The 25,586-nt window shown below is 37.8% G+C and carries 27 protein-coding genes; 10 read left to right on the top strand and 17 right to left on the bottom strand.

The genetic code is table 11. The features are described from left to right. Nucleotides 1–2: 2 nt before the first annotated feature. From AOB46_RS20360 to panD, 5 genes are all read right to left on the bottom strand, one after another. Nucleotides 3–641: a vWA domain-containing protein gene (locus AOB46_RS20360; protein ID WP_062702857.1), complete on the bottom strand. Its 639-nt coding sequence runs from the start codon at nt 639–641 to the stop codon at nt 3–5. Between the two features lie 82 nt (nt 642–723). Then, nucleotides 724–1,398 (bottom strand): TerD family protein, encoded by a 675-nt coding sequence (locus tag AOB46_RS20355; RefSeq protein WP_062702854.1) that lies wholly within the window; start codon nt 1,396–1,398, stop codon nt 724–726. Between the two features lie 26 nt (nt 1,399–1,424). After that, nucleotides 1,425–2,000 (bottom strand): TerD family protein, encoded by a 576-nt coding sequence (locus AOB46_RS20350; protein ID WP_062702852.1) that lies wholly within the window; start codon nt 1,998–2,000, stop codon nt 1,425–1,427. 335 nt (nt 2,001–2,335) lie between these two features. Continuing rightward, the gene (locus tag AOB46_RS20345) at nt 2,336–3,364 is read right to left on the bottom strand and encodes a lysylphosphatidylglycerol synthase transmembrane domain-containing protein (RefSeq protein ID WP_062702850.1); all 1,029 of its coding nucleotides are present in this window, start codon (nt 3,362–3,364) and stop codon (nt 2,336–2,338) included. Nucleotides 3,365–3,367: 3 nt separating this feature from the next. Further along, nucleotides 3,368–3,718, bottom strand: a complete 351-nt coding sequence (panD, locus tag AOB46_RS20340; protein ID WP_062702848.1) for an aspartate 1-decarboxylase — start codon at nt 3,716–3,718, stop codon at nt 3,368–3,370. Between the two features lie 399 nt (nt 3,719–4,117). Between panD and AOB46_RS20335 the strand changes: the two genes are divergently transcribed. After that, nucleotides 4,118–4,408, top strand: coding sequence for an HU family DNA-binding protein (locus AOB46_RS20335; RefSeq protein ID WP_062702846.1), 291 nt, complete (start codon nt 4,118–4,120; stop codon nt 4,406–4,408). Nucleotides 4,409–4,551: 143 nt separating this feature from the next. Here the strand turns inward: AOB46_RS20335 and pdxH are convergent, their stop codons facing one another. Continuing rightward, nucleotides 4,552–5,193, bottom strand: a complete 642-nt coding sequence (gene pdxH / locus AOB46_RS20330) for a pyridoxamine 5'-phosphate oxidase (RefSeq protein WP_062702844.1) — start codon at nt 5,191–5,193, stop codon at nt 4,552–4,554. Nucleotides 5,194–5,217: 24 nt separating this feature from the next. On the opposite strand from pdxH, the gene AOB46_RS20325 reads away from it, so the two are divergent. Together AOB46_RS20325 and AOB46_RS20320 are read left to right on the top strand one after the other, a co-directional pair. After that, on the top strand, nt 5,218–5,766 hold the full coding sequence (locus AOB46_RS20325; protein ID WP_062702841.1) for a YqgE/AlgH family protein: 549 nt from the start codon (nt 5,218–5,220) through the stop codon (nt 5,764–5,766). A gap of 108 nt (nt 5,767–5,874) precedes the next feature. Then, nucleotides 5,875–6,456: an N-acetylmuramoyl-L-alanine amidase gene (locus AOB46_RS20320; protein ID WP_062702839.1), complete on the top strand. Its 582-nt coding sequence runs from the start codon at nt 5,875–5,877 to the stop codon at nt 6,454–6,456. An 84-nt stretch (nt 6,457–6,540) separates the two neighbouring features. On the opposite strand, the gene AOB46_RS20315 is transcribed toward AOB46_RS20320, so the two are convergent. The 9 genes from AOB46_RS20315 to AOB46_RS20275 form a co-directional block, all read right to left on the bottom strand. Continuing rightward, nucleotides 6,541–7,350, bottom strand: coding sequence for an aminotransferase class IV (locus tag AOB46_RS20315; RefSeq protein ID WP_062702837.1), 810 nt, complete (start codon nt 7,348–7,350; stop codon nt 6,541–6,543). Nucleotides 7,351–7,428: 78 nt separating this feature from the next. Next, nucleotides 7,429–7,815, bottom strand: coding sequence for an START-like domain-containing protein (locus AOB46_RS20310; RefSeq protein ID WP_027374691.1), 387 nt, complete (start codon nt 7,813–7,815; stop codon nt 7,429–7,431). A 190-nt stretch (nt 7,816–8,005) separates the two neighbouring features. Next, nucleotides 8,006–9,181 (bottom strand): aspartate aminotransferase family protein, encoded by a 1,176-nt coding sequence (locus tag AOB46_RS20305; RefSeq protein WP_062702957.1) that lies wholly within the window; start codon nt 9,179–9,181, stop codon nt 8,006–8,008. Nucleotides 9,182–9,423: 242 nt separating this feature from the next. Next, nucleotides 9,424–11,166 carry an OstA-like protein gene (locus AOB46_RS20300; RefSeq protein WP_062702835.1) on the bottom strand — a complete coding sequence of 581 codons (1,743 nt, stop codon included), beginning with the start codon at nt 11,164–11,166 and terminating at the stop codon, nt 9,424–9,426. A 3-nt stretch (nt 11,167–11,169) separates the two neighbouring features. After that, nucleotides 11,170–11,643, bottom strand: coding sequence for a Fur family transcriptional regulator (locus tag AOB46_RS20295; RefSeq protein ID WP_055984478.1), 474 nt, complete (start codon nt 11,641–11,643; stop codon nt 11,170–11,172). A 66-nt stretch (nt 11,644–11,709) separates the two neighbouring features. Continuing rightward, entirely contained in the window at nt 11,710–13,701 is a 1,992-nt protein-coding gene (locus tag AOB46_RS20290) for a KUP/HAK/KT family potassium transporter (RefSeq protein ID WP_062702833.1), read from the bottom strand. Nucleotides 13,702–13,820: 119 nt separating this feature from the next. Continuing rightward, complete coding sequence (locus tag AOB46_RS20285; RefSeq protein ID WP_062702831.1) at nt 13,821–14,801, bottom strand: pyruvate dehydrogenase complex E1 component subunit beta; 981 nt, start codon at nt 14,799–14,801, stop codon at nt 13,821–13,823. Between the two features lie 276 nt (nt 14,802–15,077). Next, nucleotides 15,078–15,497, bottom strand: coding sequence for a DUF2147 domain-containing protein (locus AOB46_RS20280; protein WP_062702829.1), 420 nt, complete (start codon nt 15,495–15,497; stop codon nt 15,078–15,080). 178 nt (nt 15,498–15,675) lie between these two features. Further along, nucleotides 15,676–17,604: an LTA synthase family protein gene (locus tag AOB46_RS20275; RefSeq protein WP_062702827.1), complete on the bottom strand. Its 1,929-nt coding sequence runs from the start codon at nt 17,602–17,604 to the stop codon at nt 15,676–15,678. 89 nt (nt 17,605–17,693) lie between these two features. Here AOB46_RS20275 and AOB46_RS20270 point away from each other — a divergent pair, with 89 nt between their 5' ends. Genes AOB46_RS20270 through AOB46_RS20250 form a run of 5 tightly spaced genes read left to right on the top strand, consistent with a single transcriptional unit; the run spans nt 17,694 to nt 20,755 of the window. Further along, nucleotides 17,694–18,407, top strand: a complete 714-nt coding sequence (locus AOB46_RS20270) for a CDP-alcohol phosphatidyltransferase family protein (RefSeq protein WP_062702825.1) — start codon at nt 17,694–17,696, stop codon at nt 18,405–18,407. Nucleotides 18,408–18,432: 25 nt separating this feature from the next. Further along, complete coding sequence (locus AOB46_RS20265) at nt 18,433–19,197, top strand: 3'-5' exonuclease (protein WP_062702823.1); 765 nt, start codon at nt 18,433–18,435, stop codon at nt 19,195–19,197. Between the two features lie 3 nt (nt 19,198–19,200). Next, the gene (locus AOB46_RS20260; RefSeq protein ID WP_062702821.1) at nt 19,201–19,599 is read left to right on the top strand and encodes a DUF2007 domain-containing protein; all 399 of its coding nucleotides are present in this window, start codon (nt 19,201–19,203) and stop codon (nt 19,597–19,599) included. A 53-nt stretch (nt 19,600–19,652) separates the two neighbouring features. Then, a complete protein-coding gene (locus tag AOB46_RS20255) occupies nt 19,653–20,258 on the top strand; it encodes a fumarylacetoacetate hydrolase family protein (protein ID WP_062702819.1) in 606 nt (201 codons plus the stop codon). A gap of 59 nt (nt 20,259–20,317) precedes the next feature. Beyond that, nucleotides 20,318–20,755: a universal stress protein gene (locus AOB46_RS20250; protein ID WP_062702817.1), complete on the top strand. Its 438-nt coding sequence runs from the start codon at nt 20,318–20,320 to the stop codon at nt 20,753–20,755. Nucleotides 20,756–20,841: 86 nt separating this feature from the next. Here AOB46_RS20250 and AOB46_RS20245 read toward each other — a convergent pair whose 3' ends face one another. Beyond that, nucleotides 20,842–21,075, bottom strand: coding sequence for a DUF6341 family protein (locus AOB46_RS20245; RefSeq protein ID WP_062702807.1), 234 nt, complete (start codon nt 21,073–21,075; stop codon nt 20,842–20,844). A gap of 42 nt (nt 21,076–21,117) precedes the next feature. Here AOB46_RS20245 and AOB46_RS20240 point away from each other — a divergent pair, with 42 nt between their 5' ends. Further along, nucleotides 21,118–22,023, top strand: a complete 906-nt coding sequence (locus AOB46_RS20240) for a DUF6427 family protein (protein ID WP_062702805.1) — start codon at nt 21,118–21,120, stop codon at nt 22,021–22,023. 5 nt (nt 22,024–22,028) lie between these two features. Next, on the top strand, nt 22,029–22,613 hold the full coding sequence (locus AOB46_RS20235) for a DUF3109 family protein (RefSeq protein ID WP_062702802.1): 585 nt from the start codon (nt 22,029–22,031) through the stop codon (nt 22,611–22,613). A 50-nt stretch (nt 22,614–22,663) separates the two neighbouring features. On the opposite strand, the gene AOB46_RS20230 is transcribed toward AOB46_RS20235, so the two are convergent. Next, on the bottom strand, nt 22,664–25,507 hold the full coding sequence (locus tag AOB46_RS20230) for a M16 family metallopeptidase (RefSeq protein ID WP_062702800.1): 2,844 nt from the start codon (nt 25,505–25,507) through the stop codon (nt 22,664–22,666). Nucleotides 25,508–25,586 lie beyond the last annotated feature (79 nt).

Below are 25,586 nucleotides of genomic sequence, written 5' to 3'. Positions count from 1 at the left end.
AGTTAAATAATAATATTAAGTTCTGAAGGTGGCGGCGGAAGCGTGACATTTTCTCCCGTATTCTGAGAATGCCCTCCCTGTGTAATGGAAGAACTTACCCATCTGAAGAAGGAAGAAAGCGTTATCGCATCTGTTGTATCCAGTTTTACCACATGATCAGTCAGTTCCTTCAGAAATTGTTCATCGGCTTTAGGCCCTGCTGCACAGCCTACAATTGCACCAAATTCAAGACCTCTGATCACAGGGATCATCTGTCTGTATTTCTGAATATCAGAAGGCTTTCCGTCTGTAAATATAAAAAGTAGCGGCTGCCAGTCTCCTTTTTCGTCTCCTGATCCTTTCACCAGATCCTTTTTAACGAGTTCCGCAACCATTTCCAATGCAGCTCCTGTGTGGGTAGGTCCACTGTCCGGGCAGGTGATTTCCATTGGATAAAAGCTCGCAAGATCAATCAGGGGAATGATATTCTTCACCTCCCTGTCGAAGGTAATCACACTAAGATGAAGGCTGTCCATAGCCTGAGGATCTGCTCTGAGCATGCTGATAAGCCCGTTAAATCCGTTATTAAGTGCCTGGATAGGTTCCCCGTTCATAGAACCTGAAGTATCCAGTAAAAAGTATGCTAATAATCTTCTGGTCATTGTAAGGCAAGTATTAATTCTGAAGCCGGCAGGAAATATTGTACTATTCTCTGCCGGCTTTTAAGTTATATAGAAGGTTAATTTAGTTGCTGTAGGCGTACTGCTTCAGAATTTCTATAAAATTATCTGTAGGATGCGGCTCTCCTAAAGCACGGAATTTCCAGTCACCATTATGACGGTAAGCTTCTGCAAAGACCATGGCACACATTCCGTTCATACTTGAATCTCCGGAAAGGCTGTATTTGGTAATTTCTTTTCCTTTGGCATCTACCGCTCTGATGAAAGCATTTTCCACCATTCCGAAATGTTGATTATTCTGTTTCCCCTGGTAAATAGTTACCAGAAACAGGATTTTTTGGTAACTCTCATCCAGCTGGTCCAGCTTCACAATGATCTGTTCATCATCCCCGTCTCCGGCTCCGGTTCGGTTGTCTCCGGTAAGCCATACGTTTCCGCTTGGATGCTGCATAGAATTAAAGAAAACAACGTCTCCCTGATAAAGGGCGATCTGTCTTCCATCCTGTGTCTGAACTGTTTTCCCAAGATTGGCTACTTTTCCGTTTCCGTCTAAAAGAAATGCAATCGCATCAAGATCGTATTCTGGTTCTTTGCTGAAAAGTTTTCCAAAGAAGCCTCCACCCTGTTTTCTCACGTCCCATCCTAAACCGATTGTTACTTTTGATAGGTCATACACACTTTCTCCGCGGTCATTTTTTCGTAGATCAATGGTCTGACCTTTCTGTAAATTAATTGCCATAGCTATAGTTTTATATAATGATTTTATTATTTAATGATTTGTCCGTTATAATATTTCTCAAGGAAGAATCCAAGGTCTGCCCTGTATCCGATTCCTGAAGCTTCAAATTTCCAGCTTCCGTTTCTTTTGTACAGTCTTCCGAATTCTACTCCTGTTTCTATAGAAAAGTCTTCATCCAGTTCATATTTTGCGATTTCCTGATTTGAATGATTGTCTACCACCCTGATATAAGAGTTTCTCACCTGTCCGAAGTTCTGTTTTCTTCTTTCAAAATCTTCAATGGTTACCACAAAAAGAATTTCTTCAACCCGCGGATCTACTTTTTCCAGGTCTACAATGATCGCTTCATCATCGTCTCCATCACTGTTTTTACCATTGGGATCATCTCCGGTGTGTGTTAATGCACCATCAGGAGACTGCAGGTTATTATAAAAAACGAAACATTCCTCACTTACTAGTTTTCTGTTGGAATCAATCATAATAGCAGAAGCATCCAGATCAAAGTCGAATCCTGTTCCGTCATTCGGGTCCCATCCCAGTCCTATCGTCATTTTTGTCAGTCCGATTTCGATCTTCTGTCCTTTCTGTAAATTAATTGCCATAATGTTTTAGATTATTAATTATTTTTTTGATTAAGATAGATTTGATTTGTGAATTGACCAAATTTATACATAAAAAAATAAATGTCACAGTATAAACCAGATAAACTTTCACTTTATGGAGTATAAAAGCATAAAAAAGTCCGGTTTCTTAACCGGACGTATTATTAAAATATAACAGTAACCTCAGTTCTGGATAAGAATATCCGATAGATGCAGGTTTGAAACTGGATGATGGAAGAGGGAAGTATCACTAAAATTAACTTCCAGCCTCCTTCTTCCATCTTCCCGCCTTTTACATTTAAAATCCTTAACCCGAACTCACGTTAATAGTAATATTACTCTTTAAATTCTTTATCGGAAACGGCATTATTTCTTGCCCTTGCCAGCATGGGAATAGATATTAGCCCCATTACCAGCATAATTGTAATCTGAAGCGGAAGTGAAATAAATGAATAGGTAAGTCCCATTTCGCCGCCGAGATCTGCATTTTTCCCTACTGAAATAAACAGAGCCATAAATCCGTACTTCATCGCCAGATTAAAAGCTCCGATCCCACCGCTCGCAGGGATGATCATCCCCAGGGTTCCTACTACAATAATAAAAAACCCGTCAGCAATCGTAAAATCTGAGGTTTCCGGAAGGGCAAAACATACCAGATAAGCTGCAAAATAATAGGAAATCCAGATTCCTAAAGTATAAAGAATGAATTTTCCTTTCTGTTTTAATTTAAAAATAGTAGCCAATCCCTGAAAAATACCGTCGATAAAATTCACAATTTTTCCTAAAAATGGTATTCCGGTCAGCTTCTTTTTAAATACAAAAAACAGAACTGTTCCCGCGGCCAGTATTATAAGGACAAGTAAAATCCTGTTGGGGTTAATATTGATTCCTGAATTCTTATAAAAAGACAGAATAGCATCATATTTAAACAGCAATGTTAATCCCAGAAACCCTAGCATACACGCAAGGTCTACCACTCTTTCCAGAATAATTGTCCCAAAAGATTTATCTACCGGAACTTTTTCCACCCCATATAAGGCAGTAGCCCTCGCAAGCTCCCCGCTTCTTGGAATGGTAAGATTCATCAGATATCCGAATGATATTGACCAAAGGGAATTGGAATTGGAGATCCGGTGTCCCATAGGCTCCAGCATCAGATTCCACCGGACTGCCCTGAACCAGTAGGCCAGGATTCCGAAAACGGAAGCAAAGAGTACCCAAAGATAATTGGCTTTTGCCAGCGATTTCTGAATCACTTTAAAATCAAGGCCTTTTAAAGCAAGCCATAAAAAAAAGCCTGCAAAAGCAAGCGATATTACTATTGTTAGTATTGATTTTAAAGGACTTTTTGATTTTTTCTCCATGGATTACGTCAACAGATTTGTTTTTTCATCCGGGAAAACGATCTTCGGCTGGAAGGTTTTTGCTTCTTCAGGAGACATCTGGGCATAGGCAATGATGATGATGATATCATCTTTCTGTACTTTTCTGGCTGCAGGACCGTTCAGACATACCTCACCTGATTTTCTTTTTCCTTTGATCACATATGTATCAAAACGTTCTCCGTTATTTACGTTGACTATATAGACCCTTTCTCCCACTACCAGGCCGGCAGCATCAATAAGATCTTCATCAATCGTTATACTTCCAATATAATTAAGGTCTGAGGCAGTAACCCTCACCCTATGGATCTTAGACTTGAAAACTTCTATTAACATACTGCAAATTTATTAATAAAAATTCATAAATCAGGCTTTTATAATCATTTTAAAAGTCCCACAAACACAGGGGTTTAATTTTAAATTATACAAGCTTTTTGAATATTGCTTATTAAATTATCAAACATATCATAAAAAAAATTAATAGTCTTCATGCAATTTAGGATTTAATAAATACACGAAGTAATATTAATTTTTTGCTAAAGTCAATGCACATAAGCATTTGGCATGATTTTAGTGACCCGTAACGTAGATTTTTCGTAAAAAATCAAATTATCATATTTTGACTATTTTTACCGAAAAGTAAAAAAATTATATAAGTTTTAATAAAAAAATTGCACAAATAGAAAATAGTATTATATTTGCTATAATTACGAACTAACTTTAATATTAAAAATTATGAACAAGTCTGAATTAATCGACGCAATCGCAAAAGATGCAGGAATCACTAAAGTTGCAGCTAAAGCTGCTTTAGAATCTTTTATTTCTAACGTAACGACTACTTTAAAGAAAAAAGACGGAAAAGTATCTTTAGTAGGATTCGGAACTTTCTCAGTAGCTGAGAGAGCAGCTAGACAAGGTATCAACCCTGCAACTAAGAAACCAATCAAAATTGCGGCTAAAAAAGTTGCTAAATTCAAAGCTGGAGCTGATTTATCTAATGCAGTTTCTGGTGCTAAGAAAAAATAATCATTCAGATTACAAAATGCAAAGACCGCTTCAAGAAGCGGTCTTTTTTATGGGAATAAAAAAGTTTAAACAGGGTTATGAATGCTTTTTATGCTTTTGTCCGGCTTAAATTTATGCGTTTTAATATTTATTTACGGGTTTATCTACGGGGCTAACCTGGAAATTTTCCAGTCCAGGTCTTCCAGCTGATAAATAATCCGGTCATGAAGGCGGTTAGGTCTTCCCTGCCAGAATTCAATTTCATAAGGTTTTGCAAGGTATCCGCCCCAATTTTCAGGTCTTGGAACTTCGCTGTTCTCATATTCTTTTTCCAGCTCTTTTAATTTTTCTTCAAGAAATTCACGGTTCGGAATTACCTGGCTCTGTGGTGAAACAGCTGCTCCAAGCTGGCTTCCTTTGGGCCTTGAATGGAAATATCCGTCACTGAGGTTTTCTGCTACTTTTTCAAGATCAGCTTTGATGATGATCTGTCTTTCAAGATTCGGCCAGAAAAAATGCAGGCAAGCCTTATGATTCTTCTCTATGGCTTTTCCCTTTCTGCTGCTGTAATTGGTATAAAAAATAAACCCTTCATGGGTATATGCTTTAAGAAGCACCATTCTGGTTCTCGGGCACCCGTCTTCTTCTATGGTAGAAACGGCCATAGCATTGGCTTCAGAGATTGCAGGGCTTTCATTAGCCTCTAAAAACCAGTCTCTGAACTGCTCAATAGGATTTTGTTTTATCTCACTTTCAATAAGTTGGGATTTCTCATACACTTTTCTTTTATTGTGCAGGTTTTCCATAAATATTTTTTATTAAATTTGAGTATGAATTACTCATACAAAGGTAAAATATTAATCTCCACTCCTGACATTTCCGGCGATATTTTTTCCAGATCGGTGGTTCTGATCATTGAGCATAACGAAAGTGGTGCATTTGGTTTGATATTGAATAAAAAAAACAGCCAGATGAGTAATAAGTTCAATAATTTCTTTGATTTCAAAATAGAGGTATACGACGGTGGGCCTGTAGAAAATGACAAGGTATTTTTTATTGTAAAAGGCAAAAAGGTAACGGAACTTTATTCTGAAATCACGAATGACTTTTATTTAACGGAAGACATTGAAAATATCATCAGCGCTGTCCTTAACAAAGAACTGAGCATTGATGATGTAAAGATTTTCTCAGGTTATTCCGGATGGGCTGCAGAACAGCTGGATAAGGAGGTTCAGAGAAAGATGTGGACTGTTGTGGATGTGTATAATCTTGACTACACATTACCCAATGACCAGACTTTATGGAAGTCTATTATGCAGAATCTGGGGGGTGAATATCTTCTTTGGGCCAATTCTCCCGAAGATATATCCCTTAACTAGCTGTATTTCTATCTGATACCCCTTAAAAACATTAACAAATTTTAAGATTACATTAACCAATTTTAAAGAAAGAATTTCCGTTATTTGAAAAAACAAAAATCACTGAAAATGAAAGGAATTAAACTACTTACTTTATCAGCATTTTCTGCGGCATTTTTATCTTTTACTCCTGTTAATAAAAAAGTTATTGTTGTTGACGCCGGACATGGCGGAAATGATAACGGGGTTGTTTACGGAAACATTGCAGAGAAAGATATTACCATGAATATCGCGAAAGAAATCAAAAAGTTTAATGACGGTCAGAATGAGTATGAGGTAATTCTTACCCGGGATTCTGACACCTATCCTTCTCTTTCTGACAGGACAGCAATGATCAATAAGCTTAATCCTGAAATTGTGATTTCCCTGCATGTTAACAGCAGTCCTCAAAAGGAATCTTCTGATCAGGGGACCGAAGTTTTTGTTCAGAATACTGAGAATTCAAAACAGCTGGCAAAAAAAATATCCAAAAAATTTGACGTTCGTAAAGTTGAAGAGCGTAATCTTCACATTTTAAGGGAAACAAAAGCTCCTGCGGTTTTAGTAGAGCTTGGGTTTATCAATAATACCAAAGACCGAGCGTATATCACCAGCGAAAAAGGGCAAAAAGAAATCGCTCAGAAATTCACTGAAATTATCAGAGAATATTAAATAAAAATACAATTTCTGATTTATTCAGAATAAAACCCGGTAAAGGACTGTGGAACTTTGTTGTTTACCGGGTTTGTCAATTTTTTAAAAACTTTTTTTCCAGCTTTCCACCATTTCAAGGAAACGACTGTTTTCAAAGGTTTTATTTCTTATTTTACCTACAGAAAATATACCTTTTTCATCAGAGATCATTAAAATCTCTTCTGCTTTCTGGGATTCAAATGCAATAATTTCATGTTCCTGAATATCTGCCAGATTATTTTTGTGCAGGAATGTTACAAAGTTTTCCATAAAAGGAGAAATGTAGGCGCCTTCGGTCTGCTTCGGTACTTTAATTACATTTCCCTCCAGAAACAGGAGGTTTCCTGATGTGGTACGGGCAATCCTTTTATTTGGATTAAGCAGGATAACATCATCAAGATCATTTTCCTGAGCATAAATTCCACCGTAGATATTTTCAGGGCAGTGTACCCGGATATTACTTAACAGATTGTTGTTGACATTGATCTCTTTAATAAGATCCAGCTCCAGAAGCCTTTGCTGAACAGAAAGCACGTCTGCAACTTCTGTTACTTCATAAAAATAAGAAACGGAAGATTTTGCCAGGGTTATTTCATCATTATTTCTGAATACCTGAAGATTAATAATCCCGTTCTGAATTCCTTTCCCTTCTATAACATCTTTGTGAAAAAGAGTCTGAAAAAACTCCAGAGTATAGGTCAGGGGAATATTCATTCTCATTTTTCTCATGGAAGCCATCAGGAAAAAATAGCATTCTTCATCCATGATAAGTTCTCTGTTTCTTACAAAGAAAGAAACCTTCACTGCGTCTCCCATCAGAAACGCTCTGTTCTTTACATTTAATTCGTCTGATGTAAAATATTGATTTTCCAATTTTCGATGTGATTTATTTATAAAAAAATAATGAACGATAAATCGTTCATCAGTTTTACCATTTTACCAGTGTACAGATTAGGCTGCTCCCAGTTTTATTCTAAGGTTTTCTATCAGATTTTCCCAATACATTGCATTTTCTTCTTCATCTCCTTCTTCACAGAAATCGGTGATATTTAAAGCAAGATCTTCTGTAATATCATCTATAACGATGGTCATTTCGAAAAAGTTCTTGGTTCCTTCATCTTCTTCCCATCTGAAACGGACGAAACCTTCAGGCTTATATCTGATCAAAGTAGCCTTTTCGGCAGGCCCTCCGCCCCAGCTAAAAAAGAAATCATCACCTTTCTCAGTTACCTCATCCGCAAACCATTCAGACAATCCCTCTGCAGTTGCCAGATATTCATATAAAATCTCTGATAAACAATGCATTGGAAATTCGTAATGGACTTTATGTTTCGCCATATAATCTTTGTTTTTATCGTCCCGCAATATATAAATTAATTTTTTTATTACACAAAAAAGCCATTACTTTTTTACATAATCTGCATGATATTTATCAGAGATCAGAAATCTGTATCAGACTTCATTTTAAGGGATAAAAACTAGGATGCTAAGCATAAAAAATCTCTCCGGACTGAAGAGATTTTTTTATCTAATTTTCATTTAAAACATCCAGAATAATCTGACAGCCCTGTCTGATTTCATCCATCGAAATAGTAAGCGGCGGAGAAATTCTCAGGTATTCATTCCTGTATAGCTGCCAGAAGACAATAAGTCCTTTTTCCATACATTTTTTTGCCGTTTCCAGCGTATATTCCGGGCTTCCCAGATTAACAGCCAGCATCAGCCCTTTTCCGTTGATATTTTTAATTTTCGGATGCACCAGAAGCTCCCGGAAGAGTTTTTCTTTTTCAGCAGTTTCTTCCATCAGGCCACTTTCCAGCACTTCTTTTAAGGTAGCATGGCTTGCTGCTGCAATCAGAGGGTTTCCTCCAAAAGTGGTAATATGTCCTAACTTCGGCGAGTGTGAAAGGGTTTCCATAATTTTTTTAGAACTCATAAAGGCCCCTACAGGCACTCCTCCCCCCATTCCTTTTCCCATTACGAGAATATCAGGAACGATTCCAAAATGCTCAAAGGAAAAAAGTTTTCCGGTTCTTCCGAAACCTGGCTGAATTTCATCTAAAATAAGGAGGGCTCCTACTTCTTCACATCTTTTTTTCAGCTTGATGAGATAATCATCTGCCGGTACCAGAAATCCCGCTGCTCCCTGTATGGTTTCCATAATTACGCAGGCTGTTTTTTCCGTGATCTTATCAAAATCATTTTCATTATTGAATTCAATAAAGCTGATCATTGGTAATAAAGGACGGAATTCTCTTTTATGGTATTCATTTCCTGATACGCTTAATGCACCGTGAGTATTTCCATGATAGGAATTTTTAAAAGAAACAATTTCTTCTCTTCCTGTATATCTTTTTGCCAGTTTAAGACTACCGTCTATAGCTTCTGCTCCACTGTTTACCAGATAAGTAATTTCTAAAGGGTCCGGTGTGGCTTCTGCAAGCAGCCGGCAAAGCTCAACCGGTTTTTCCTGAGCATATTCCCCATATACCATCACATGAAGATATTTATCTGCCTGTTCTTTGATTGCATTTACCACTTTGGGGTGTGAGTGTCCCAGTGTATTGGCTGAAACTCCTGCTACAAAGTCAAGGTATTTCTTTCCGTCTGTTCCGTAGATGTAACTTCCATCTGCTTTTTCAACTTCAAAACCTGCTGCAAATTGAGTGGTTTGTGCCTGATATGTAAAAAAATCCTTTTGCATTTCCATTGTCTCGAAAAATTTCAGCAAAGCTATAAAACATTCATTAGATGCTCAAATTAATGGTGTAAAAAGATAGCTTCTGATGTTTTCTTTTTGAGCATTATTTTTATATGCCTGCTGATAGAATGTAGATTTTCAAATCTGAGATATATTACTAACGTGTCAGATCTTTTGTGACTGTTGTGGCCGCACATTTCCCACAGAATTAGGCATAAAAAAGACCAGTCATGCTGGTCTTTTAATTATTTTCTGGTTCTTTTCGGCTTTTTGGCTTCTTCTTTGGCCCTTTCTTTTTCCATGGCTTCCTGAGCCTGGTTATAAAGATCGTTTTCTGCCGTATATTTTATTTCCTCATAATTCGGAGAATCTACAAGGATATCCTGCCATTTCCTTATCCGGTCTTTGGTATTCCAATTGAAATCCGGGAATTTTCTTTTTTCAGGTTCTATCATACTCATCGGATAAGTGTCTGCATTGGCTCCGATGCTGCATGAAATAATCTGCAGTCCTGTTTCTTCAAATAAAGCTCCGATAATTCCGCAGGTTGAAAGGGTAATTCCGATTCTCCGTGGCTTCTGGGTTTCAGGATCAACATCATCTGCATACGCGATAGCCTGGGCATTTCCAACTACACGAGCCTCTTTGATATTGTTATGCTCATAGTAAACGGTCATAAATTTCCCTTTTACCTGGTTGAATTCATCTTTCAGCGTCAGGGAATCGACTTTGCTGATGGCAAAAGCATTTCCGATTACTTTAAGCGAGTCTAGATCTTCTGTTTTTGTATTGAAATAGGCTTCAATCTTATCACCTGTTACCTGCTTCTCTCCGCTCCACAGAATAGGTTTGGTGTACATATGCAGGACTCCATCAGTCTCATTGAAGGCAAGAGAATCAGCTCTGCCCTGTGCATTGGACTTGTATATTCTTCCTTTTCTGTAAGCTCTTAAGAAACTCTTTTTCACTTTTATGTCTGCAGAATCAGGTTTTTGATAAGAGATAATCTTTTCAGCCGCAAAGTAGATGGAATCTTTTTCCATTACTTTTACAGCATAAGGACTTTTGGTCATCATGGCAGAATCTTTCTTTTCGAAAACTTCTCCGTAGCCGCCTTTAAGATATCTTTTTTCTTTAGGATCGTCTAAAGTTACATTCCCTGTTGCTTTTCCGAAGCCAGTGATCTGATTGTAATACATATCATCCCCGGTAAGGATTTTGTCATTATAAAAGATTCTGGAATTTTTGTTGAGGAAAGCTTCCTTGGTTTCCATTTTATAAGTTCCTCTTTCGGTATAAATCCTGTTTTTAGGATTGGCACGGTTGGTAATGGTAGTCGGGCCGAAGAATTCTGCAATTTTTGTATTCTGGTTCTGCTTGATATTTGCTCCTTCTATTACATATTGCGGAGTATCTATTTTTACGTTTCCGGTAAGATCAACCAATTTGGTATTAAGAAAATAGGTTGCTGATTTGGTATAGGTTACGTTCTGTCCGTCGGAAATAGTTCCTCCGGTATTGAAGTAAGCCTGATTGGAGATTCTGTCGTAATAGAGAATTTCGGTTTTTATGGTTTGTTTCGGGTCGGTAAGAACAACGTTTTTCCTTGCCACACCTTTCTGGGTGTTTCCGTCATATTCCATTTCTCCTGCGGTGATCACAGATCCGTCGGTATTCTGGAGTTTGGTATTTCCGATGGCTTTTACAAAGTTTTCTTTCTCGTAAATGATCAGCTCATCTGCTGTAAGAATAGATCCCTGGTGCTCAATCTGTACATTGCCTACGAAATACTGGTTTCCGTCATATTTTTCAGGACTTTTTTTGATTTCATCTGCATTAATGATCTTTATTTTGTCTTCAGGTTTTTGTGGCTGCTGACGTGATGCCCCTGCAGCAGGCTGAAGATACGGATCTCTCTTCACAGGTTTTGTATCCTGTGCGGAAGCAAGCGCAGAAATAAAAATGAACAGGAAAAGTAATATTCTCATTGATTAATCATTCTTAGTGCCATAGAAGTACAGCGAATGCGAATCAATTTTTACGCCAAATGCATCTTCAATTGCTTCTTTTATTCCCTGAATTCTCGGGTCACAGAATTCTATAATTTCTTCAATTTCTTTATCAGAGTCTTTTTTGTAGATCACCAGGTGGTCATGCTGCTTGTCAAAATAAGACTTTTCATAAGATGAAGAAGTCAGTGTCTTTTCTCCGAACTGATGCTTACGAATCAATCCTGCATCAAGGAAAATCTCAATAGTGTTGTAAATGGTTGCTTTGGAGACATGATATTTTTTCTGCATCATCAGAAGATACAGATCATCAACATTGAAGTGATGATCCATATTATAAATTTCCTCTAATATCGTATATCGTTCAGGTGTGTTTCTAAACCCTTTTTCTAATAAGTAGTTTCTTAAAACATCCTTGATCAAAGCAATATTTTTTTCTTTTTGTACTGTATCCATCAAAAAAATTATCTACAAATTTATTGATTTTTATTTAAATAAACAGTATGGTTTGATACGCCGGGATTAAGAGTTATGACGGAAGAATCCTGATTGTTCTATTTTATTGTCGTAAACCGTCAGTTCCGTAATGGGTGCAGATTCTACTTCAACGTTGTGAGAAGACACTCCCCATGCTTTAAAGTCGTCACTTCCGATGTATTTCACGAAGTTGTAAATATTGAGGGTAATTTTCTGTTTAACCGTTAAAAGTATATCGTTGATATATGTATTATCTATAATAACATATTTAAGATCCGGCGGAATATTGTGAGCTCTTAATGACGGGTGGCTGCTTCTTGAAGGAATGGTTCCGTCTGCCATAAGGTCTTTAAGAACCATGTTAAAGTAATCATTGATTCTTCGGTCCACTTTAAATCCTAAAAGGAAATTCACTTTATACACTGTTCCCGGAAGAATTTCATCTACCGTATATTTGAAGGTATATGGATCTTCCTGGTTGACAATACTTAGGATAAAGTAATGATCGGCTCTTTTAGGCTGTTTTTTGATGATGGAATAGATAATTTTTGACTCTACTTCATCATTTCTTTTGGCTCTGCTCAGGTAAGCCAGGTTGGTAGCATATTTCGGGATGGATTCATCCAGCTTCATGTCTTTCAGAATAGATACATATTTATCAATTTTCACGTACTGAATGAAATTGGCTTTGATCAGTCGGCCATTGTACCATGCATACATACAGACTGCAATAAATCCTCCTAATACCATAGTCAGCCATCCTCCGTCTACAAATTTAATCACGTTAGCATAGAAGAACCCTGATTCAAGGAACAGGTATACCAAACCAAAACCTAAGATAAAAATTTTGTTCACTCTGGTACGGCTTAGCCAGAACAGGAGCAGGATAGTGGTCATCAGCATGGTAATGGTAATTGTCAGCCCATATGCCGCTTCCATACGTTCTGATTTCTGGAAGAAGATCACAACGACAAAACAGAAAGCCATCAGCCCCCAGTTGATTCTGGGAATATACATCTGTCCTTTAATTCCTGAAGGATATTCAATATGCTGGTTAGGCCAGAAAGAAATAGACATTGCTTCTGAGAACATGGTAAATGAACCTGTGATTACAGCCTGACTGGCAATAATTGCAGCTGCTGTTGCTAATATAACACTTGGAAGAACCGCCCATTCAGGCATGATTCCGAAGAAAGGATTAACTCCGTTGTGTACCTGATGGTAATTATCCAAAAGCCATGAACCTTGTCCTAGATAGTTGAGAATAAGCATTATTTTAACAAAAATCCAGCTTATCCTGATATTTTTTGCCCCACAGTGTCCTAAATCTGAGTATAATGCTTCTGCTCCGGTTGTACAAAGGAAAACGGCTCCCATGATCACAATTGCACTTGAGGAATGGGTGATCAGATTATAGGCATACATTGGATTGAAAGCTCTCAGAATTTCGATATGATCGAAGATATGAAGTGATCCGGAAACTCCCAAAACCAGGAACCACGTCACCATGATCGGCCCAAAAAATTTACCAATAGAAGCAGTCCCAAACTGCTGTACAACAAAGATCACAAACAGGATTATCAGGGTAATAAGCACTACCGGAGTTTCCGGGTTGTATATTTTAAGACCTTCAATGGCCGACATTACGGTAAGAGACGGCGTAATAACGCTATCTGCAACCAATGTGGACGCTCCAATAATAGCGACGACATAGAGCCATTTTTTCTTCAGTTTTTTGACTAATGAGTACAGGGCAAGAATCCCCCCTTCTCCTTTGTTATCTGCCCTTAAGGCAATGATTACATATTTCAGGGTCGTCTGCAAAGTAAGGGTCCAGATAATACAGGACAATGCTCCTTCAATATACTCATCGAACGGCATAGCGGCCCCGTCTTTTCTTGCATTAACGATCGCCTTCATTACGTAAAGCGGCGAGGTACCAATATCCCCGAAAACAATCCCTAAAGATACTATAACACCTACAAATGAGAGTTTCTTAAGGTCAAAGTGATGACCGCCCTCTGTAACTTCTGCCATATCAGCCAATTTTAATTTTTAAAAGCGCAAATTTATACTAATTTTATGACGCCAAGAATTTTTCTTCATGAATATAATAAATGAAAAAACTTCCTTTCGGAAGTTTTTCTCTATTATCTTTATTTTACGTACATCGCTTTTTTGATTTCCTCTTTTACTTTTTCAAGTTTAGGGAACCATTCTGCAAACAGTGCTGCGGAATATGGTGCCGGAGCATCAGGAGTAGTAATTCTTTTCACAGGAGCATCTAGGTAATCAAATGCTTTCTGCTGTACCATATAAGTAATTTCAGAAGATACTGAACCGAAAGGCCATGCTTCTTCCAGAATTACAAGCCTGTTTGTTTTTTTAACTGATGTCAGGATAGTATCGAAATCAAGCGGACGAACTGTTCTAAGATCGATAACTTCCACAGAGATCCCTTCTTTGGCCATATCTTCAGCAGCCTGAATGGCAAGTTTCATGATTTTTCCGAAAGAAACCAAAGTAACATCTGTACCTTCTCTCTTGATATCTGCTTTACCTATCGGCAGGTAGTATTCTTCTTCAGGGATTTCCATTTTATCACCGTACATCTGCTCAGATTCCATGAAAATCACAGGGTCGTTATCCTGAATTGCTGTTTTCAATAACCCTTTTGCATCATAAGGATTGGAAGGTACTACTACTTTCAGTCCCGGGCAGTTGGCATACCAGCTTTCGAATGCCTGTGAGTGGGTTGCTCCAAGCTGTCCTGCAGAAGCAGTTGGGCCACGGAAAACGATAGGGCAGTTCCACTGTCCGCCACTCATCTGGCGGATTTTTGCCGCGTTGTTGATAATCTGATCAATTCCTACCAAAGAGAAATTGAATGTCATAAATTCTACGATTGGCCTGTTACCGTTCATTGCAGCTCCTACAGAAATCCCTGCAAAACCAAGCTCGGCAATAGGGGTATCAATTACTCTTTTAGGACCAAATTCATCCAGCATTCCTTTTGAAGCCTTGTATGCACCATTGTATTCTGCAACTTCCTCTCCCATCAGGTAGATAGATTCGTCTTTACGCATTTCCTCGCTCATTGCCTGTGCAATTACCTCACGAAAAGTATATTCTGCCATATTTTCTTGAAAAATTTAGACTACAAAAATAGTGTTTTTTTATTATACACATAACAAAAAAGCATCTCATTGAATGAGATGCTTTAATATGCATTGTATTTAACGTAAGTTGAAGACAAGACATCCCTGTTTTCATTAATGCCGAAAGGCATGAGGCCGGAAAAGTGAAATTACCAAATGGTGAGAGAGTAGAAATAGCTTGAAAAATAACATGCTTATAAATAAAAACGGCATTTCAGTGCTGAAATGCCGTTTAAAATTCTATTTAAACTTAATTTAGTTTGCTTTATCCCATGTCTGCGTTCTTCCGAATACTGACATTCCCAGATATCCTCTTACGTTGAGCTTATCACCCTTTTTGGTAATGGTGCATTTGTATGTTTTTCCTGTTTTAGGATCGGTAATTGTACCTCCTGTAAATTCATCACCGTCCTTTTTAAGACCTCTGATGATTTCAAGCCCTACAATGGGCTTACCTTTTCTGTCATCTTTACATGCGGTACAGTTAGGATCTGCAGGTTTTATAAGCAGCTGAGAAACTTTTCCGTAATATTTTCCGTCTGATTTTTTAAAGATTTCAACAATAGATTTTGCCTGTTTGGTTTCATCATCTATCGTCTTCCATTTACCTTCTATCTGCGCAAAGGACATTACGCTGAATAATGAAAGAACGAATGTTGCTAATAATTTTTTCATATTTCTATAGTTTTAATTCTGATATATTGGCTTTATTGCCTATCTACTGATAAAAATATAAATTAATTTCCAACCTGCAAAAAATTTTATTATACGGAGCATATTAAGGCAGAACGAAATATCAAAGGATTCATCTGCCCGTTTTGTTAACCGGTGCTCTCCTTCACTTCTTTTTTGTTTAATTCAGTTTTCGGTTGATTACCCTGTCCATATAATCCTGATACCAGGCCATTGCAGTCTTTTTTCCGGTTTCTATTTCCGGGCTGTTTATTTTCCCCATCAGATTTTTCTCAAAACCAAGATCTGCTTTATCATATACTCCTATGATTTCTTTTCCATTGAAACGGTACATATAGTTTCCAATGATGAACTGTTCTGTACTTCCGTCCGAATTTACAATGAGTGACGGATATTTTTTATCACTTACAAGGCTTCTCCCCCAGCTTCTGATGCGTTTGTTGTACCCGATAAGATCTGCCAGCGTAGGATAAATATCAATTTGCTGCGCTATTTCCGGGCTCACTCCTTTAAGGTTATACTCCGGATTAGGAGAATAGAAAATCAACGGTACAGCAAAACGGTTCATTGCTTTTTCATATTCACCATAAGCAATCTGATTGGTATGGTCTCCTGTGAAAACAAAAATGGTATTATGGAACCACGGCTGCTTTTTGGCGGTTTCAAAATATTTTTTGATGGCGTAGTCTGTATACTGTATCGGTTCATGCATTTCTATGGTTCCTTTTTTGAATTTCCCCTGATATTTTTCAGGGATTTTGAAAGGATGATGTGATGAAGCTGTGAATACTGTACTCATGAAAGGCTGTTTTTTCCCGACATTTTTAGCAAAATACTGAAGGAACGGTTCATCCCAGATTGCCCACATTCCGTCAAAATCTTGATCATGATTAAATTCATTCTTTCCGAAATAATGCTTAAATCCTAAAATATTTCCAAATCCAAGGAATCCCATAGACCCGTTTGGTGCTCCGTGATAGAACGAGGTATCATATCCAAGGTCGTTACATACTGAAACAACAGACTGAATTTTCTGATTGGAATACGGTGAACTGGTAAAAGCATCCGTAAGACTCGGGATTCCGGCCAGCACACTGCTCATCCCATGAATAGACTGTCTTCCATTGGCGAACGTGTTGGGAAAAATAAGGCTCTGCCCGGCCAGACTGTCAATAAAAGGGGTATAAGAAACATAGCCTTTTATATTTTTATCTTTATTGAAAGCTCCTGAATATTCCCTTCCAAAAGATTCCACAATAAAAATAACAATATTGGGGCGGTTTTTTACTTCTCTGCTATATTCTTTATAAGGCAGAACATGGTCATCAATATATTTTTGATCTACAAAATGAACTTCTTTAAAATTATTGGTTCCCAAGGTTCTGAAAAATGAGAAAGTACTGTTCAGAACAATATTCCCCTGCAGCGGATTGATGACAAACCGGTTTGCATCTACCAGGTTAATAGGTCTTGTGCTGTGCCTGAAGTCTCCCCGGATTCCGCCTACAACCAGGACAGCTGTCCCGCAGAGAACAAGGACAGACCAGATAAAGTATGGAATAAGCTTTAAAGGCCTGTATTCTGTAACTTTCACCTTTTTATAAAGGAACACCCAAAGCGTCATCAGTACAATAAACCATATCAGAACAAACGGATGCTGCCAGATAGAAACCATAAAAACCTTAAATATATTAGATTCGTGCTGGGCAACATTCAGTGCTGTGGAAGTTAATCTTGCCTGTGAAAACCTGTAATAAACAAAATCGCCGAAATTCATGGCATAGGCAATTCCGTTGGTGATAAAGTACAGCCAGAATAAAACAGCCTGATATCCTTTCTTTGTATTAATCACTACCGGAATAAGGCTCAGCAGAATGAACAATGCATTAACATATAAAATCGCCGTTGTATCAAAGGCGGTTCCATGAAAGGCCAGGTTAAAATAATCTGAAACGGAATCCACTTTTATGAGCTCCTTATTGAAATACCAAAACAACAGCCTTGCAATCTGATAAAAAACATATGCCAGAAAAATCCGGTACAAAAGGACCAGAATTTCCTGTTTTCTCAATTCTTTAAAAAATTTCATGCGGCAAATTTACATCAAAATCATATGAATGTATTTTTTCCTGTATAATATTTCAGGATAAAATTTGGAAAAACTGTATTTTTGCGGATATGAATTTCATAAAAAATAATCTTGCCAACTTACTGACGCTCGCTAATCTGCTGGCAGGCTGTATAGGAGCAATACATCTTATCCTGGGTGATTACCAGACTACCGCCATCTGCCTGATCCTGTCTTCTGTCTTTGATTTTTTTGATGGATTTGTCGCCAGAGCTGTAAAATCTAATTCTAACCTGGGGCTTCAGCTGGACTCTCTTGCTGATATGGTCAGTTTTGGGCTGATTCCGGGACTTACCATGTTTAAAGCGCTGGAGCCTTTCGGAAATGAGCTTCTGGGAATGCACTTTCCTTTTGAAATTAAATACATCGGACTTCTTGTTACTGTTTTTTCATGCCTCAGACTGGCTATTTTCAATCTGGATGAAGAGCAGCGTTATTATTTTAAAGGTCTCAACACTCCTACCAATACTGTTTTATTATTTGGATTATACTATGCTTTCAGGGAAACAGGAAATTTCCGCTTCCTGTTTGAGAACGAATTATTTCTGATAGCGCTTACTGTAATTACTTCATGGCTTTTAATCAGTCCTATAAAAATGATGGCGATGAAGTTTAAGTCCAAGGCTTTAAAAGATAATTATCCAAAGGTAATATTACTGGCGGGCGGTATTGCTATTCTGGCTTTTTTCCAGATTGTAGGAATCCCGATGCTTGTGATCTATTATATATTGGTATCACTCATTTTTCAGGGACAGTTAAAATAAACACATTTTCAAATTATTGATCAACATGAACTTAAAACTCCATAAACCTCTTTGTATTTTTGATCTTGAAACCACAGGAACCAATATCGGAAAAGACAGAATTGTAGAAATCTGTATACTAAAAGTAAATCCTGATGCATCCAGAGAAAGCAAAACCTGGCGCGTAAATCCCGAGATGCCTATTCCAAAAGAATCCAGCGAGATCCATGGGATTTATGATGAAGATGTAAAAGATGCTCCTACTTTCAGAGAAATTGCTCCCAAAATTATGGAAATGCTTGCAGGAACTGATCTAGGAGGTTTTAATTCCAACCGTTTCGATGTTCCTCTTTTAGCCGAAGAACTTTTAAGAGTGGGTATTGATTTTGATTTAAGTAAATTCAGACTGGTAGATGCCCAGACCATTTTCCACAAAAAAGAACCGAGAAATTTAAGTGCTGCTTATCAGTTTTACTGTGGTAAGACATTGGAAAATGCACACTCTGCAGAGGCTGATGTGATGGCTACTTTTGAAGTGCTGGATGCACAGGTTGGAAAATATGATGATATTCCGAATGAGATTGCTCCTTTAAGTGAATTTACATTTCATAATAAGAATGCAGATCTGGCGGGCTTCATCGGATATAATGAAAAGATGGTGGAAGTTTTCAACTTCGGGAAATATAAAGGGCAGGGTGTGAAGGCTGTTTTCCAGAAAGATCTTGGATATTTCGGGTGGCTTCAGAATGCAGATTTTCCTTTGTACACCAAGAAAGTATTTACAAAAATTCAATTGGCTGGTAAATTTTAAAAAATGTCAGAACTTGTCCGCTTTAAATTCTATGAAACTGCCCTGGAGGCTAACAGGGACAAACAGATTCTTGCGGAAAGCGGTATAAACAGCTTTATTGCCAACGAACAGCTTATTCAGTCAGACTGGCTGCTGTCCCAGGCTGTAGGCGGTATCCAGCTCCAGGTATTTGAAGAAGATCTGGAAAAAGCAAAAAAACTCCTGCAGGAGTATAAAGACAATGAAGGGTTTTCTCTGGAAGCAGAACATACCATTGAAAACCCTGAGTTTGGTTTCGTATGCCCTAAATGCGGTTCTAATCATATTTACAGGGATGACAGGGCTACCAGTTTCTTTGGGATATCAATACTGAAAAGCCAGAATTTTGTATGTTATCACTGTGGTAACGAGTTTATACACTGATAAAAACAAAAAATTTCCGTACCTCACGGGATAATCATTAAAATAAAAAAATTATGAAAATTATCTGTATAGGAAGAAATTACAGCGAACATGCGAAGGAACTGGGAAATGAAATTCCTGAAAAACCGGTTATTTTCATGAAACCTGACACAGCTGTGCTAAAAGGAAATGATTTCTATATTCCTGAATTTTCAGAAGATATCCATTATGAACTGGAAGTGGTTCTGAAAGTTTCAAAAGGAGGAAAATACATCCAGAAAGAATCTGCTCACAAACATTATGAAGAGATCAGCCTTGGAATAGATTTTACAGCAAGAGATCTTCAGAGTGAACTCAAATCCAAAGGACTTCCGTGGGAACTGGCCAAAGGTTTTGACGGATCTGCTGTGGTAGGAAGTTTCTTTAAAAAAGAAAACTTTGACCTTAAGAACCTTGAATTTTCCTTATTACAGAATAAAAATAAAGTTCAGGACGGTAATACTAAAGATATGATGTTCAGCTTTGATGATATCATAGCGTTCGTTTCCCAGTATTTTACCTTAAGAGTGGGAGATCTTATCTTTACAGGAACTCCGAAAGGGGTTGGGCAAGTTCATGAAAATGATATTCTGGAAGCATACCTGAAAGATGATAAAATTCTTGATATTCGAATATTATAAGTTATTTAACATAAATTCCGGCAATTTTTCCCTATCTTTAGGTAACAAAATTAAAGGTCATGATAAATATTGTATTACCCGTAGATTTTGGGGATAAAACAGAACAGCTTGTAGAGGGTGCCGTAAAATTTGCAAAACAGCTGAACGGCAGAATTTTCCTTATCCATGTAGCACCTTCTGATATTGGTTTTGCCATTGGAGATATGGGCTATCAGTATTTTCCTGAAGTAGAACAAAACGAGATCAGAGAAGAACTGGTACAGCTTAATAAAATAGAACAGCGTATTCTTGCCCATGATATAGACTGCGAACACCTTTTGAAGCAGGGACTTGCTAAAGAAACAATCCTTGAATATGCCAAAGCAAAAAATGCAGATTATATCGTAATGGGATCACACGGAAGAAGCGGAATCTACGATGTATTTGTAGGAAGCCTCACCAAAGGGCTTACTAAAGACTCCCCTGTTCCTGTGCTGGTACTTCCAATCCATGACTAGTGAATATGAATCAATTTTTAATCGTTAATAAAAAAACCGATCGGAAAATAATATTCCAATCGGTTTTTTACTATATAACCAATTAATTAACCTTCTTTTTTATAGATTTTCGGATCGTAGTAAGGATGCTTACCTTCCGTTGGAGAATAGTAGTCTTTATCTTTATCGCCACCTAGTTTTGCAACCAGAACATAGCACCAATACGTGAACAATACACAGCAAACGATAAATAAAATCCAGTTCAGAACATTTCCAAATGTATCATAAAAACCGAAAGACCATTTGAAAACTTTACTTAAGAATAACCAGAAAGACGTCATTATTTTCCTTTTTTAAATTAACTTTGTACAAATTTATAAAAAATGTTTAAATTACTTTCAAAAGAAAGCAATATTTTTTCAATTCCTGTTTACATTGGTTGCCTTCTTTTAGTAGTATTAATATTTAACATACTGAATTTCAATACCTATGAAGCTATTGTTGCCGGAATTACTTTTCTGGGAATTGCTTTAGGATATTTTTGTTTTCACAGTATTGCTCTGAATTATCAGACCCACCTGCCGTTATTTTTATATACATTTTTTATTTTCGGACTGTATCCCGGAAATCTGGATATCGGTATTGCGGTTTCACTGCTTACCAACTCATTTCTCCTCCTCCTTCTTACCAGTACCGATGAAGACATCAGGAAGAAGTCTTATGTTCTGGTAGGATCTATTGTGGCTTTGAATTTTATTTTCCTGCCCACTACCTGGCCCATGGCTGTTTTTGTGATTATTCACGTGATTGCCACTTCCCAGAGAATTGCCCTGAATCTTTTCAGATTTCTTCTTGGAATTATTCTGATTGCATTCAGTTACTTTTCCATCATGTTCTTCTTCCAATTCACTTCATGGAACATCGATTATTTCCCGTTTGGAAAAATGAAACCCATGACGGATTACACCAAGCTGGCACCGCTTCTTCCGGTTGCCCTGATGCTTATATATGCCGTATATGACCATTTTACCAACTATAACAAAAAGAGCCCGATTAGCCGCTACAAATATACTTTCTTGCTGGTTTTTTCCGTGGCCCAGCTGATCACTATTATTCTGTATATGAATAAAAGCTATGAATATCTTCTGCTGCTGGCCTTTCCGTCCAGTATTATCCTGAGCAGAATGATGAGATTTTTACCTAAGTACTGGATGCAGGAAGTGTGTCTGTGGCTGATTATGATCAGCCTCATTACATTCAAAGCAGGTACATATTTTGATTTATTTTAAAGATTATGATTCAGATAGACGATAAATTGATTTCCGAGGATATTTTTTCCGAAGAATTTGTTTGCAACCTTACAAAATGTAAAGGTGCATGCTGTGTAGAAGGAGATGTAGGTGCTCCGCTGGACAAAGATGAACTTGAGATTTTAGACAGCATCTTTGATAAAATCAAACCCTATCTTACCCAGGAAGGCATTAAAGCCCTTGAAGAGCAGGGTACGTGGACTACCGACCCTATGGACGGAATGTATGTTACCCCAATGGTAGAAGACCGCGAATGTGCTTATGTAACTTTTGATGAAAAAGGGATCACAAAATGCGGAATTGAAAAAGCGTATGAAGACGGAGCTGTAGACTGGCAAAAGCCTATCTCATGCCATCTCTACCCCATCCGTATTACAGAATATTCCACATTCACGGCCCTTAACTACCACGAATGGAATGTATGCAGTGATGCCTGCACGCTTGGGAAAGAGCTTCAGGTACCTGTTTATAAATTTCTGAAAACTCCGCTAACCAGAAAATACGGTGAAGCATTTTACGAGGTTTTAAGTGAAGCAGCCGATGAATGGAAAAAAGAATATGGCTCATAAAATAAAAAACCGCAGACTAATCTGCGGTTTTTTTATGGCTGTAAAAGAGGTTAGTTGGCTGCACCTGCTTTTTTAGGTTCTTCTTTTTTGGCACTTTCCCATCCGTCTTCCGGCATTAGTGTTGCTGTAATTCTTCCTTTGGAAAGATATTTTTTAGCCACATCCTGAAGGTCTTTTACGGTAAGGGCTTTTACTTTGTCCTGATAGTTCAGGATATCGTATTTGTCACTTCCGTCTAATTGATTTTTAGACAAAGCACTCATCCAGTACATATTATCTTTAAGATCAGTCTTGTTATCGTTGTACTCTCCTTCTTTGTATTTGTCAAGGTCTTTCTGCTCAGGACCTTTGTCAATCAGCTTCTGAAGTTCTGCGATAGCACTTTTCGTTAATTTGTCAGCATTTTCAGGTCCGCAAGGGAAACTGATACTGAAGTTGTATGTGCTGTATGGAATTTTGTTCATTCCACCTCTGGCTCCGCCACCATAGATACCGCTTTCATCTTCTCTAAGCTTCTCGATTACTTTGATAGTTGCCACTTCTCCAAGAGCAGATAATGCCAGCGCTTCTTTTTCATTGTAAGGAGCTTCTCCGCTGTAAGAGATCGTTACCATACTTTTAGGATCTTTTCCTTTTTTGTATACTTTGGTAAAATCTCCGGTCATCTGTCTGTAACCTGTATCTTTAAATGAAGTTGTTTTTCCTGTAGACGGAAGGCTTGCAATATACTGCAGTACTTCATTTTTGAATTTAGCTTCGTCAATATTTCCTACGAAATAGAACTGGAAGTTACCGGCATTGGCAAATTTCTCTTTGTAGATATCGTATGCTTTTTTATAGTCTGTATTCGCCCATTCTTTTTCCATTGGAACCACTCCGATAAATCTAGGATTTTTCTGGTTCATGAATTTAGCATGCTCGCTTGAGAAATAGAACTGAGGATTCGACAGAAGGTTATTCAGCATCGCTGCCTGCTTTTCCTTATATGCATTGAATGCTGCCGGATTGAAATTCAAATCTGTGAAATAAGCATAGATAAGCTCCATTGCTGTCCCCAGATCCTTTTGCGAAGATCTTCCTGAAATTCCTTCAAAAAGTGGGGTGATCATTGGGTTTACGCTAACCTGTTTTCCGGCAAGATAATTGGTAAGATCTGCTTTGGAAAGTCCGCCCACGCCTGCTTCTGATAAAGCAGAGAAAGCAAATTGAGTTTTATTGAAATCTGCATCTGGGATTAAAGAGCTTCCTCCCAGACTTCTTGCTGAGAATACAATTTCGTCATCTTTGAAATCTGTTTTCTTGAAAGTGACTTTTGCGCCGTTGCTCAATGTCCAGGTTGTTGTTCCCAGTTTTGCATCCGTTTCCGTTTTTGCAATTTTTCCTTCAGATTTGAAAGGTTTTACCAGATTCTTGATGGTTGCTTTCTCTTCATAAGGCTTAAGATCTGCCATTTTCACCGCTTCAAAGGTATTCAGTACCATTGCTTCGGTAGGCATTGTTACATTATCTTTTTTAGGACCTGTCATTATGATTACTCTGCTGTCATCCTTTACCATCTTCTTGATTACATCATTGGTCTGCGCCAAAGTAACCGAAGGAAGAAAGGACTTGGTATCTTCATATTCCCAGGCAATTCCTGGCATAGGTTCCTGCTCCAGGAAGTTTCTTACATATTCATCAACCAGCATATCACTTTCGGTTTTGTCACGGTTGTTGTAAGATCTTTCAAGGTTGGATAAAATCTGGGCTTTTGCACGGTCAAGTTCAGTTTGTGTAAATCCGAATCTTTTTGCTCTTTCCACTTCTTCCAGTAAAACCTTAAGAGCGCTAAGCTGGTTTCCTTCTTTCACCATAGCAAATCCCTGAAAGGCTTCTTTACTTCTTGCATAAGTACCTCCATGATATACAGAACCGAATGTGAAAGGCGGATTGTTTGAGTTGATAAGCTCTCTTAATCTGTTGTTCAGCATTGTTGTAGAAAGATTTTCTATAATGCTCTGGTTGTACTGCTGGATTGTTACATCCGGCTTATAGGCTTCAGCATCTTTCATGATAAACTGAACCATAGAGCTGGTTGCATCAGGATCTGTTTCAATTGCTACCAGTGTTTCTTTGTGGTTAGGAAGATCAAATACCTTTCTTTCTCTTGGCTTGGAAGGATTTTTATATTTTCCGAAATTATCTTTTATTTTTTTCTCTACTTCATCCACGTTGATATCCCCCACCACTACAAGAGCCATAAGATCCGGTCTGTACCAGTCCTGGTGGAATTTTCTGATGACATCCGGTTTAAAATTCTCCAGTACTTCTTTTTTACCGATTGGCAGTCGGTCTGCATATTGGGATTTATATAAAAGCTTAGGAAGATATTTGTCTGACATTCTTTTATCCGCACCCAGACCTAATCTCAATTCTTCTAAAACAACTCCTCTTTCCTTATTGATCTGCGCATCAGAAAGGGTTGCATTGAAGGCCCAGTCTTCCATTACTTTCAGGCCCGCATCAAGATTTCCCGGTTTATCTAAAGGAACAGGAAGCATATATACGGTTTCATCAAAACTGGTATATGCATTAAGGTGCTGCCCAAACTTCACTCCAATGGACTGTAAGAAGTCAACTAATTTATTATCCGGAAAATTTTTGGTTCCGTTGAAGTTCATGTGCTCCATAAAGTGGGCCAGACCTCTCTGGTTTTCATCTTCAAGAATAGATCCGGCATTGATGGCCAGACGGAAATCTACTTTCTTTTCAGGTAATGTGTTTTTTTTGATGTAGTACTTCATTCCGTTGGAAAGTGTACCGATTCTCACAGAAGGATCCACAGGGATATTCTGTCCGAAAACATTTGAGGACATCAGAAAGACCACCGCAAATGACGATAAAATTCTTTTCATGTTTATTGATTTTATTTTTGCCAAAAGTATCAATTATTCACAACCTGAAGAAGTGTTAAAAACCTGATTATAGTTAAAT

Source organism: Chryseobacterium indologenes (assembly GCF_001295265.1).
Classification (GTDB): Bacteria; Bacteroidota; Bacteroidia; order Flavobacteriales; family Weeksellaceae; genus Chryseobacterium; species Chryseobacterium indologenes_A.
Note: the sequence above shows the minus strand (reverse complement) of the source record. Positions and strands in the feature narration are given on the sequence as shown.